Raw genomic sequence first — 12,348 nt, forward strand, 5'->3', positions numbered from 1 at the left:
ATGCTGCCATTGGCATTTGGCCCCTGGCCTCCTGCCCAAGCGACACTTGGACAAGAGGCCAGTGGCCATCAGCAGGAAGCGGTGGCTATGCATCCAGGCGGACCTATTTGACCGACGCGTCCTTCTCCTCCGCCTTGCGCACCAGTTCATCGCCCTGCTTGCGCGCCGCGTCCACGATGCCATCGGCACGCTTGTCGGCTTCGGCCACGGCCTGTTGCTCCTTCCTGTCCGCCTCCTGCTTGGCCTTGTCGGCCACCAGCTTGGCGGCGGCCTTGGCCAGGGGATTGGACACCTTGGCCAGTTCGTCGTCGGCGGCCTTGTAGGCCTGCGCTTTCATGTTGGCGGCTTCGCGGCGGGCGTCGGCCTTGAGCTTGTCGGACTGTGCCTGCGCCTCCGCGATGAGCCTGTCCCGCTCGGCCTTCGCGTTCGCGATAAGCTCCTCCTTGGCCTTGTCGATCTGGATGTTGATCTGCTCCTTGATCTCCTCCTTGATCACCTCCTTCACGCTGGTGGTTCCACCTGCGAAAACGGGCTTCACCACGGGCTTGTCGATGGTGCCGGTCATCTTGATGGTCACATCCAGGTTGTCGGGCACCTTCATGCCTGTGCCCAGGAAGCGGTTCGCTTCGCCCAGCAGGCCGCCCACGGTCTGGGCCGCCGCCGCTCCGAACATGGCGGTGGGCACCTTGGCGGTCATGTCGTAGTCGATGGTGTGGTCCACGAAGGCGGTGCTGCCGCCCACCCGCGCGGCGATGCGGTCGATCTTCACGTCGAAGGGGTCGGTGATCATCTTGCCGTCGCGGAACTCGTAGGTGAAGAGCACGTCCTGCAAGGTGGTGTTCTGGATCTCCTGGATCTTCAACGCCTTGGCGATGTCCACCAGCGGCTGGAATCCGTCCACCTGAACGTTGCGGGTGCGCAGGGTGCCCTTGCCCGTGAGCGTGTGGAGGTCCGGCTCCATGTGCTCGTTCAAGGTGGCCTTCATGTTCAGGTCGGTGCTGAACCTGCCCTTGCAGGTCTTGGCGATGGGCGCCATCTTCTGCACCATGTCCACGTACTTGACGGTCTTCTCGATGTCGAGGTCCTTCACGTCGTAGCGCAGGTCGATCCGCGGCGCCTTGGGGTCTTTCGTCTCGTAGCCACCGGCCATGGCCACGCTGCCATCGAAGAGGTTGAAGAAGACGTCCTTCAGGTCCACGCGCTGATCGTGCACGCGCAACGCACCGCGCACATTGGTGAGATCGAGGTTGTCGTAGATCACTTCACCGATGCGCGTGGTGAGTGTGAAGTCGATGTTGCCGGGCACTTCGATCACGGACATTTTGCTGGTATCCGCTTCGGCGGCGGTGGTGCTCTCCGGCGACGAAGGGCCCATCAACTCATTCAGGTCGAACTTGTTGGCGGCGAGGTCGAAATTGCCGGTGAGGATGCTGTCGCGCAGCCACCATTGCAGGTAGTTGTCCAGCCGGCCCTTGGCCTGGATGGCGCTGCTGGCCACGCTGCCGTTGAAGTTGCTCATCGCGAGGAAGCGCGGGCTGAAGTCGAAGCGCAGGTCGTTGACGCCCACATCGTAGGGCAGCGAGTCGCTCTTGTACACCAGGTCCTGCAGGCGCATGAAGCCCTCGGCGGTGAACTTCTCGTAACGCTGCGCCTCCACGTCACTGATGCGTCCCTTCATGCGAACGTCGGCGTTGAAGCGCCCCTTGAGGTCCTCCTCCATGGGCACCACCTGCTTCAAGCTGGCGAGGTCCAGGGCGGCCTTCAGTTCGGCGTCCACGTTGGGGTCGCTGATGGGTGTGGTCAGATGCATCCGGGCTTCCACCGGATTGCCGGCCATGGTCATGGCGAAGCGCTTCAGGTCCACCACCAGGCCGTCCATGTCGGCACCGCCGGGGCTGTTGAGCTTCAGGTCCACGAAGATGTTCTCCACGGCGGCGGGCAGGTCAGGATACTTGAAACGCGCGTTGTCCACGTCCATCAGCAGGCCGAAGCCGGGCAGGCTGTTCTCGTTGTAGGTGCCCTTCACGTGACCGCTGAAGGCCGCCTTGCCGCTCATGCTCACACCGCTGAGATCACTGGTGAACTCGGCGGGCACCAGGGAAAGCAGCGTGGCGAAGTCGGTCTTCTTCGCGCTCCAGGTCAGGTCCATGTCGATGTCGTCCGCCGGCATGGCCAGCCAGCCATCGAAGCCGAGCACCAGCTGGTTGATGGTGGCCTCGTTGTCCTGGAAGGTGAACTTCATGTTGGCGAGGTCCATCTCCAGGTCGGCCTTGATGTCGGCCTTGGCCCGCTTCAGATAGGTGATGCCGTCGAAGACCACATTCACGGTGTCGGCCGTGGTGGTGGTGCGCAGCGTGAAGAGGTCCTGCGTGAAATCGCCGCTGCCCTGGTGCTGCAGCCCGCCGAGTTCCAGCAGGAAGGGCAGCGTGGCATCATCGTAGATCACGTGGCCGTTGGTGATGGTGTACTCCTGCAGGGCGATGTCGAAGGCGGTGGCCGAGGTGTCCACCTCGGCCGTGGCGGCTGTGTCCGGCAGGGCGATGTCGTAGTTGGCGCCGCCATCGGCCAGGACCTTCACGTGCACATACGGCCGGTCGATAGCGATGCGCTTGAGCTTGAGCTTCTCACCGAAGAGGACCCAGAAGTTCACCGTGGCGCTGAAGGTGCCGATACGGGCCAGGTCGACCCCCTCGAAAGGCGCCTTGTTGCTCACCCGGATGTCGTTCACCTCCACACTGATGTTGGGGAAGCTGCGCAACAGGCTGATGTCCCATGGGCCCCAGTCGACCTCGGCGTTGACGTTCTTGTTCACCTGCTCCTTCACCGCCGCCTCGATCTTGTCCTTGTAGATGATCGGCAGGATCACCGCCGCGGCCAGCAGCAGCACAAAGAGGATGACCAGGGTGAGCAGGATGCGTTTGATCCACTTCTTCATGGGTGGTTGAGGTGGTTGGATGTTGGACTTTGAAGGTCGTCCCTGCGGAACGCGATCGGTGTACAAAGATCGTTCCCTGTACCAAGCTCCACCCGTTCAACCTTCACCGAACAGCCGTTCACCTTCGGCATGCGCCACCACGCTGGCCACAGTGGCGTCACCGGTGACATTCACCACGGTGCGGAACATGTCCAGCGGGCGGTCCACGGTGAAGACGATGGCCACCCAGGCGGGATCGAGGCCCAGGCTGGAGAGCACCACCACCAGCAGCATGAGGCCCGCGCTGGGGATGGCCGCCGCGCCGATGCTGGCGAGGGTGGCGGTGAGCACGATGGTGAGCTGCTGCCCCAGGGTGAGGTCCACCATGTGCAACTGGGCCAGGAAGACCACGGCCACGGCCTGCAGCAGGCTGGTGCCATCCATGTTCACCGTGGCACCGATGGGCAGCACGAAGCTGGCGGTGGGCTTGCTCACCCCGATGTTCTCCTCCACGCATTTGAGGGTGGCCGGCAGGGTGGCGGCGCTGCTGCTGGTGCTGAAGGCGAGCAACTGGGCGGGGCTCATGGCTCTTAGGAAGCGGCGGAAGACGTTGCGGCGCATGAGGGCGGTCATCAAGGTGGGATAGACCACGAAGACCACCAGCGCCAGGCCGATCACCACGGTGAGCATGTAGCCCGCCAGTCCTTTGAACAGTTCCGCCACGGCACCGGGATCGTCGCCGGCCATCTTCGCCACCACGCCGGTCATGAGGCAGAACACGAAGAAGGGCGCGGCCTTCATCACCAGTTCCACCATCTTCATGAACACCTCGTTGCAGCCGTCCATGAAGGCGGCCACCGGCGCGGCCTTGTCGCGTGGCACCAGCAGCAGGGTGATGCCGAAGAAGATAGCGAAGAAGATCACCTGCAGCATGAGCATGCCGCTGATGGAGAGGATGATGTTGCTGGGCACGATGTCCACCAGGAATTGCAGCGGCCCCTGTGTCTTCGTCTTCACCGCTTCGCCTGCCTTGGCCCAGTCGTTCGGCTCCATGTTGCCACGCGCCGTGGCGATGCTGTCGCGCAAGGCGAAGTGCCTGGGGTCACAACTCAGGCACTTGCCGTCGAGGGGCTTGGGCACATCCGGCGTTTCCTGCACCCACAACTCGTAGCTGATGCGGTTGGCCACACGTTTCCCATCATCGCCCCAGGTGCCGGGCTTCAACAGGTTCACGGCCACCAGACCGATGGCCACGGCGATGACCGTGGTGGCGAGGTAGATGGCCAGCGTGCGCACGCCCAACCGGCCCAGTTTGGCCACCTCGCCCATGCCGGCCACGCCGCTGATGATGCTGAAGAGCACCAGCGGCACGGCGATCAGCTTCAGCAGGTTGATGAAGATGGTGCCGAAGGGATCGATCCACGCCAGGTTGAAGGCGCTCCAGCCCAGGAAGCTGCTGAGGATGGCATAGCCCACACCGGCGAAGAGGCCGATGAGGATGCGGGTGTGGAGGGGAAGCTTCATGGCGGCGGTGCAAGTTGCGGAAGGGAGCGGGAACCGCGAAGGAGAAATGCAGGAACCACAGATGCACAGAGAACACAGAGCCCCCGTTCACAAGCCTTTCAACATCCCGCGATGCTCACAACGAAACGCTTTGGAGCCCCGTCCGGTGCGGCATGGCCATTCCTCTCCGTGCCCGCTGTGCCTCTGTGGTGAAAAACCCAGCGGCCCCGTTCCCCCTAAACCCGCGCCACGCGCTGCCGCAGCAGGTGGTCCGCCAGCACCAGGCAGGCCATGGCCTCCACGATGGGCACGGCGCGGGGCACCACGCAGGGATCGTGGCGGCCCTTGGCTTCCAAAGTCACTTCCTCCCCTGCTGTGTTCACGGTGCGCTGGGGTCGGGCGATGGTGGCCGTGGGCTTGAAGGCGACCTCGAAGGTGATGGGCGTTCCGTCGCTGATGCCGCCCAGGGTGCCGCCGGACGACAACGTATTGTGCAGCGAGGCCCGCATCGCCGCCGCCCCGAAGCCACTGCCCAACTGGAATCCCTTGGTGGCGTTGATCGAGAGCATGGCCCTGGCCAGATCGGCGTCCAGCTTGTCGAAGACCGGTTCACCGAGGCCCGTGGGCACACCGGTGATGATGCAGGCCACCACACCGCCGACGGAATCCCCTTTGGCCCGTACCTGCTCGATGAGCTCGGCCATGCGCCGTGCTGTGGCGGGATCGGGACAGCGAACGGAATCGTTCCAAAGCGCATCGAACGACAACTTCTCCGCCGGAATATCCAACACCACCTCCCCCACCTGGCCCACATAGGCCCGCACCTGCACGCCCTGCCGCGCCAGCAGTTGCCGGGCGATGGCGCCGCCCACCACACAGGCCGCCGTGGTGCGCGCGCTGCTGCGGCCGCCACCGCGGTGGTCACGGATCCCGTACTTCTCCTGCCAGGTCCGGTCGGCATGGCCGGGGCGGTACACGCTCTTGAGGTGGTCGTAATCGCCGCTCCGCGCGTCGCCGTTGCGGATGAAGAAGCCGATGGGCGTACCGAGGGTGGTGCCCCCCAGGATGCCACTGAGGAACTCCACCACATCCCCCTCGTTCCGCGCGGTGCCCAGCGGTGTACTGCCCGGGCGGCGGCGGTCCAGTTCCTGCTGGATGGCGGCCAGATCCAACGCCAGCCCGGCGGGGCAGCCATCCACCACCCCACCGATGGCGGCCCCGTGGCTTTCACCGAAGGTGGTGAGGCGGAAAAGCTGGCCGAAGGTGTTGCCGGGCATGGTGCGTGGATGGGCGCACGAAAGTAGCCCTGGCCCATGGAGCTTCTCCCTTGAAAAATACCCGGAACCGGGTATGGTGAGGACGGCGTGGCCACCTCAGCTTTGACCCGCTGGTCGAGGTCGTACCGGACCATCACCTACAAAACGACCCTACGGGAGCAGCGGAAGGTCTACCCGAGACCGCCGTGTAGGGAGTCTACAAGGGAAAGCCCGCGTGCCGATCGGCATGCGGGCTTCGTAGTTCCAAGGCCGGTCAGACCCCGGCCGCCGCAGCCTGGGCCACCAAGTGCGGGACCGGGCAGGCCCATAGCTTCGCGGCACATGGCCGAGGCTTCCCCCATCACCCTGTCCATCGTGGTGCCCGTGTTCGACCGGCCCGATGAAGTGGACGAACTGCTGGCCAGCCTTTGCGCCCAGACCGAAGCACCGCACGAGGTGATCATCGTGGAGGACGGTTCGCAACGCCCGGCGGATGAAGTGGTGGCCCGCTACCGCGATCGCCTGCCCTTGATCTACCACAGCAAGCCCAACAGCGGCCCAGGCCCCAGCCGCAACGATGGCTTCGCGCGCAGCACCGGCAGCCATGTGCTCTTCCTCGATTCGGACTGCGTGCTGCCGCCGGGCTACATCGCCGCCATGCGCACCTCCATCGCCGCGGACCCCGCTGACGCCTTCGGCGGACCCGACCGCGCCGACGAAGCGTCCACGCCATTGCAGAAGGCCATCGACCATGCGATGACCTCCTTCCTCACCACCGGCGGCATCCGGGGCGGGCGTCGCAGCATGGAGCAGTTCCATCCGCGCAGCTTCAACATGGGTGTCAAGCGCGAGGTTTTCAGCGAACTGCGGGGCTTTTCGCCCATGCGCTTCGGCGAGGACATCGATCTGAGCATCCGCATCCTGAGGGCGGGCCTGCGCACGTCCCTCTACCCGGATGCGTACGTGTACCACCGCCGCCGAACAGATCTGCGCCGCTTCTTCAAGCAGGTGCACAACTCGGGCATCGCGCGCATCAACCTCCACAAGCGGCACCCGGGATCCCTGAAGGCCGTGCACACCTTGCCGGCCTTGTTCACCCTGGGATCCCTGGCGATGGCCACGTGGGCGATCCGTTGTTCACCGTGGTGGCTGCTGCCGAACGCGCTCTTCGCCCTGGCGCTCCTGATCGATGCCAGCCTGCGGACAAGGAACGTTCTGGTGGGTATGCTGGCGATGGTCGCCGGGCATGTGCAGCTCTTCGGCTACGGCACCGGCTTCCTGCGCGGCGTGTGGCGCAGGATCATCCTGGGCCGGCCCGAGTTCCACGCCTACGCGAAGAATTTCTACCGCTGATGGCCATGGCACCGCTTCGCCGGATAGGCCATTGGGCCACCGAGGTCCACGCCAAGGTCTTTCGTGAACGGCCCCTGGTGCTGCCCTGGCTGTTGCACAAGCTCTACCCATCGCGCGCCGACGTGCTGCCCATGAACGGCACGGTGAACGAAGGCATCACCGTGGCCCAATTCGAGGAATTCCTGCGCTGGCACCAGGCGCGCGGCATGGCCTTCATCGATGCGGACGATCTGGTGCGCGGCGACCTCGACCCGGGACGTGTACACGTGATGATCACCTTCGACGATGGCTACCGCAACAACCTGCTGGCCGTCGATGCGTTGGCGAAGTACCGCGCCAAGGCCACCTTCCACATCAGCACGGACCATGTGAAGCTTCAGCAAGCGTTCTGGTGGGACGCTGTCTATCGCGAGCTGCGCGCGAAGCATGTGTCGCACGAGCCGGCCATGCGGCGCATCCGCGCTTGGAAGGCCTTGCGGCATGAGGAACAGGAGCGTCAGATCGCGGAGGAGTTCGGCGCCGCGGCGCTCACACCCATGGGCGACCAGGACCGGCCCATGACGGTGGACGAGTTGCGCGCTTTCGCCCAGGCGCCGGAGGTGCACATCGGATCGCACACGCATCATCATCTTGCGCTGCCGATGTACAGCGATGAGGAGATCCGCGGATCGTTGCGCCAGGCTTGGGGCGACCTCACCGCGATCACCGGCCGTAAGCCTGTTTCGCTCGCCTATCCCTATGGCCATTGGGACGAACGCGTGGCCCTGCTGGCGCATGAAGTGGGGCACCGTGTGGGCCACACCTATGAGCAAGGCCGCGTGATGCCGGGCGGGTCCAATGAAGTCGCCGCCATGCGCATGCCCCGCAACAACCTCAGCGGCTACTTCGATATCGACGCGCAATGCCGGCAACTGCTGATCGGACGGTCCACGCGATGAAGCACGCCTCCTACGACATCCGGCCCTGCGGCATCGGCGATCTGGAAGCCTTCCGCCAGGTGTTCCAAGCGGCCTATGACAAGCCCGCGGATGCGGAATACTTCAGGCGGAAGTGGAACACCGGACACACCGGACAGGCCACGGTGGCCCACCTGGCGGTCACGGAAGATGGGCGGCCCGTGGCCTGGTACGGCATCTATCCGCAGTGGCTCCGAAAGGGTGACACCCGATCGCTCGCCGCGCAGGCCGGTGATGCCGCCACACTGCCGGAGACCCGCCGCTCAGGACTATTCCGCGCACTGGCCATGGCCGCTGAAGCGAAATGTGAGGCCCATGGCATCCGGACCCTGATCGGTTTCGCGCAGCAGCAGCGCGGCAGCTTCATCGGCCTGGTGGACATGGGCTGGACCCACGTGGCCGACCTGACGATCCACCGCTGGCTCACGCAGGTGCCCATGACCATGCGCCTGTGCAGGAAGCTCTCACGAAAGACTTTCGCGCGGAGCATGGCCACCCGGTGGAACGCGGTGACCGTACCGCATGACGCTCATGGTGCGGTCGCCCTGGACCAGTCGCTCGTGGCACGCACTGAGGGCTGGCACAGCGAACGGGCTCCAGAATACCTGCGGTACAAATGCACGCTTGGATCGCGGGTGGTCCGGCTCCCTTCGGGGCATGCCTGGATCGCCGTGCAGGGCAACACCGCGCGCATCGGCGACCTCTTCGGCCGGGACCATGTGGCGCTGCTGCACGAGCTGATCGCCCTGTGCAGAACGCTCGGCGTGGATGTGCTGGAGATCACCACCACGGCGGATGCGATCGCGGCTCCCCTGTTGTCCGCGATACCTGCTGACCAAAGTGTGCAGGCAGGCGGTCTCATCGTGAAACCGCTGCCCGGGTCGCCCTGCCACGTGGATGAGCCGCTCCTGTTCACAGGCGGCGACATCGACACCTTCTAAGGCCGTTGCGGCCATCGCATCCGCGTTCTACCTTCGGCTGCATCATCCCATGCGGCCGCTGATCCTCGTCCTCCTGGTCCTGCACGGCTTCCACACGCATGCGCAATGCGTGGAGTCCACCCGCACACGCGTGCTGCTGGTGGGCGATAGCTGGGCCTTTTTCATGGGCGTGGACCAGACGATCAACGAGGTGCTGAACAAGTGGGGTCATTCCAACTACCGCTACTACACCAACCTTACCCTGGCCGAGAACGGCGCCGAGACGGACGACTTCCTCCAACCCGGCAAACTCGCCGAGATCCAGGCGCGGCTGGATGCCGACCCCGACCTGCGCGTGGTGCACCTGAGCCTCGGCGGCAACGATGTGCTCGGCGACTGGCACACGAGCTTCACGCCGGCCCAGACCGATTCACTCAAAGCCGCCGTGTACGACCGTCTGCTCACCGTGATCACGCTGATCAAGGACATGCGGCCGGACATCCACATCCTGTGGAGCGGCTACATGTACCCGAACTTCCAGGAAGTGATCGAGGACCTCGGTTTCCTGCAGACGCTGCACCCCTTCTATGGGCTGTGGTCCGGCATGGGCTTCCCCACCTTCGAGCAACTCAACGTCATCCTCAATGAATTCACCGCCGAGGTGATCGCCTATTGCGCCACCGACCCGCGCGTGGACCATGTGGACGCCACCGGGCTGATGCAATACGCTTACGGACAGAACGCGCCGCTGGGCGTGCCGCCGGGTGGCAGCTATCCACCCCTCACCGCGCCGCTGCCGCATGGCTTCGTGGACTACCCCTCACCGAAGAGCAGCATGCGCAACTACGGTCTCACGCTGGACTGCTTCCACCTTTCGGCCACGGGCTACCGCCACATGATCGAGCAACACGCCCGGAAATTCTACCAGAAGTTCCTGATGAACGACCAGGTATCCGTGGCCATGCCGGGCAATGTGGGCGGAACGGTGTCGAACATGGGGACGGTGTTGCCCGATTTCAAAGTGGGTTCACAGAGCGGCGAGCACTTCGCCACGCTCCTCAGCTTCCCGGTGGGTGCGGCGCTGGGCCAGCCCCTACAGGGCGCGAGCATCTTCCTGCGGCGCGAGGCGCTCAGCGGAAGCGACCCCTTGGCGGTGACCTTGAACGTGAAGGTGCGCAGCGGCCATTTCGGTGGCTCGGCGGCGGTGGAGCCGGTGGACTATTGGGCCACGGCCGACGCCAGCGGTGCCCCCTGCCGCTTCGGCAGCAATGCGGGCAACGGCCACTGGACAAGGCTTGAGCTGCCGCAGAGCCTGCTCCCACACATCACCAACGGCACCACGGTGCAGTTCCTGATCCAAGCGCCCGGTGCGCCCAATGGCCTCATCACCTTCACCGGCGCCGACGATCCCGAGCTCGCGCCCGTACTGGACCTCACCTACGGCGATCTGAGCACGGCGATCGAGGCCGTGGAGGCGGGCAACGCGGCCGCGCCCTTCCCCAACCCCACGGCTGGTCAGCTGCATGTACCCGCCCAGGAGGAGGTCATCACCGGCATCGTGGTGCACGACCTGACCGGCCGCACCGTGTGGGAGCGCATGGGTCCGGTGAACGTGGTGGACCTCTCCCACCTGCCCGCCGGGGTGTACCTGGTGGACCTGATCAAGGGTATTGCGAAGGAGACCCATCGCGTTGTGAAATGGTAAGCGGCATGTGCATCACGAAACCTTCGCTGCTCCTGATGGCGGTCGTCGTATTGATCGCCTGCCGCTATGACAAGCCAGGTGATTGCCCCAAGGACATCATCTGCACCATGGACTTCCGCTCCGTGGGTGTGCAAGTGACCGACACCGCAGGCGCCCCCGTGGTCCTGGACAGCACGCGCACCATCCACCTCGCGCACGGCGCCGTGGTCCTGCGTTCCAGCGGCCCCGAACCCTTCCCAGCCGGCAGTTGGTACGCCGTGCTCACCGACAACCACATGTCCTTCACCGACACCAAAGGCCGCGACTTCCGCTTCGAGGGATTCCTGGGCGGCGCGCGCAAGGCCCAGGCGCTCTTCCGCATCCGTCACGACTGCTGCCACGTGGACAAAGTGAGCGGGCCGGAAGTGATCGTGGTGGAGTGAGGTAGCACGATGGTTGGCCACAAGTGCTCGGTGGGCTACATGCCCGGATCACGCCGATCCGTATTTTGTAGCTCCGCGATCGACATGGAAACCGACAACCGCAAGCGCAACGTGGTCCTGGAGGCCATCGTCCATGAAAAGGAACGCCGCATCGCCTTGCGCTTTCCTTACGATGTGGAGTTGATCACCGTGGCCAAGGAGCTGGGCGCCCGTTGGAGCAACACCAGGAAGGTCTGGCATGTTCCCAATGGCAGCGATACGCTCAAGACCGTCTTCGCCGCTTACAAGGGCCGAGCCTGGGTGGACTACAGCGCGTTGAGGAACAATTCCCATCAAGCGAAGCCCAAGCCCATACCGGCCGCCCCGCCGCCCATGGTACCGGAGGCCTTCCTGCGGAAGTTGGAGCGCATGCGCTACAGCCCCAACACCATCCGGGTCTACACCGATCACCTTCGGCAATTCATGGCTTTCCATTCCGGCAGGGACCTGGAACAGATGGGCCAGGCGGAGATCCATGCCTACATGGACCACCTGGCGGCCCGGAAGGTGAGCGTGAGCCACCAGAACCAGGCGGTGAACGCCATCAAGTTCCACTACGAGAAGGTGCTGGGGGGATCGCGGCGCAGCTATCGGATCGACCGGCCTCGCGGCGAAAAGCGGCTGCCCAATGTGATGAGTGAAGCCGAGGTGAAAAGGCTGCTGGATGTGCCCATGAACATCAAGCACAAGGCCATGCTGCTGCTCATCTATTCGGCCGGACTGCGCAGCGGCGAACTCCTTGCGCTGCGGCCGCACGACCTGGACCGGGACCGCATGCTGCTGCGCGTCCACCAAAGCAAAGGGAACAAGGACCGCTACACGCTTTTGTCGCCCAAGGCTCTGGCGGCCGTTGATGCCTACCTGGTCCAATGGCAGCCCAGGCGCATGTTGTTCGAGGGGCAGGATGGCGGGCCCTACACGGCGGAAAGTCTGCGGCAGGTATTCCGGACCGCATTGGCCAAGGCCGGCATCGCGCGCAAGCTCACCCTGCACTGCCTGCGCCACAGCTTTGCCACGCATCTTTTGGAACACGGCACCGACATCCGCTACATTGGAGCGTTGCTGGGCCACAGCAGTGTAAAGACCACCGAAGTGTACACCCACGTCACCCCCCGCACCCTGGGCCGCATCACCAGCCCATTGGACCGGCTATGAACCCAGGCCAGCAAATATCACAAGATCGGGCCGGTGGCGCATTTACATGCCCTTGGTCCACAGCCACTTCCCAAGCCCAAGCACCACACTGCGATAAGGCTGATAACACAAGATCTTGCGATAGC

General features: G+C 64.4%; 9 protein-coding genes. 6 read left to right on the top strand and 3 right to left on the bottom strand.

Annotated features, from left to right (window positions below; all coding sequences use genetic code 11):
- Positions 1-103 precede the first annotated feature (103 nt).
- The 3 genes from KIT10_05095 to aroC form a co-directional block, all read right to left on the bottom strand.
- A complete protein-coding gene (locus KIT10_05095; GenBank protein MCW5898626.1) occupies positions 104-2,935 on the bottom strand; it encodes an AsmA family protein in 2,832 nt (943 codons plus the stop codon).
- 96 nt (positions 2,936-3,031) lie between these two features.
- A complete protein-coding gene (locus tag KIT10_05100) occupies positions 3,032-4,438 on the bottom strand; it encodes a dicarboxylate/amino acid:cation symporter (GenBank protein MCW5898627.1) in 1,407 nt (468 codons plus the stop codon).
- A gap of 215 nt (positions 4,439-4,653) precedes the next feature.
- Positions 4,654-5,694 carry a chorismate synthase gene (gene aroC, locus KIT10_05105; protein MCW5898628.1) on the bottom strand — a complete coding sequence of 347 codons (1,041 nt, stop codon included), beginning with the start codon at positions 5,692-5,694 and terminating at the stop codon, positions 4,654-4,656.
- 321 nt (positions 5,695-6,015) lie between these two features.
- Between aroC and KIT10_05110 the strand changes: the two genes are divergently transcribed.
- The 6 genes from KIT10_05110 (at position 6,016) to KIT10_05135 (ending at position 12,223) form a co-directional block, all read left to right on the top strand.
- Positions 6,016-7,026, top strand: a complete 1,011-nt coding sequence (locus tag KIT10_05110; protein MCW5898629.1) for a glycosyltransferase — start codon at positions 6,016-6,018, stop codon at positions 7,024-7,026.
- 5 nt (positions 7,027-7,031) lie between these two features.
- The gene (locus KIT10_05115) at positions 7,032-7,964 is read left to right on the top strand and encodes a polysaccharide deacetylase family protein (protein MCW5898630.1); all 933 of its coding nucleotides are present in this window, start codon (positions 7,032-7,034) and stop codon (positions 7,962-7,964) included.
- Positions 7,961-8,923: a GNAT family N-acetyltransferase gene (locus tag KIT10_05120; protein ID MCW5898631.1), complete on the top strand. Its 963-nt coding sequence runs from the start codon at positions 7,961-7,963 to the stop codon at positions 8,921-8,923. The genes KIT10_05115 and KIT10_05120 overlap by 4 nt, the downstream gene beginning before the upstream one ends.
- Before the next feature lie 49 nt (positions 8,924-8,972).
- Positions 8,973-10,607 (top strand): T9SS type A sorting domain-containing protein, encoded by a 1,635-nt coding sequence (locus KIT10_05125; protein ID MCW5898632.1) that lies wholly within the window; start codon positions 8,973-8,975, stop codon positions 10,605-10,607.
- A 35-nt stretch (positions 10,608-10,642) separates the two neighbouring features.
- Positions 10,643-11,029, top strand: a complete 387-nt coding sequence (locus tag KIT10_05130) for a hypothetical protein (protein ID MCW5898633.1) — start codon at positions 10,643-10,645, stop codon at positions 11,027-11,029.
- Positions 11,030-11,113: 84 nt separating this feature from the next.
- A complete protein-coding gene (locus tag KIT10_05135; GenBank protein ID MCW5898634.1) occupies positions 11,114-12,223 on the top strand; it encodes a tyrosine-type recombinase/integrase in 1,110 nt (369 codons plus the stop codon).
- Positions 12,224-12,348 lie beyond the last annotated feature (125 nt).

Source organism: Flavobacteriales bacterium, from assembly GCA_026129465.1.
Lineage (GTDB): Bacteria > Bacteroidota > Bacteroidia > Flavobacteriales_F > PHOS-HE28 > PHOS-HE28.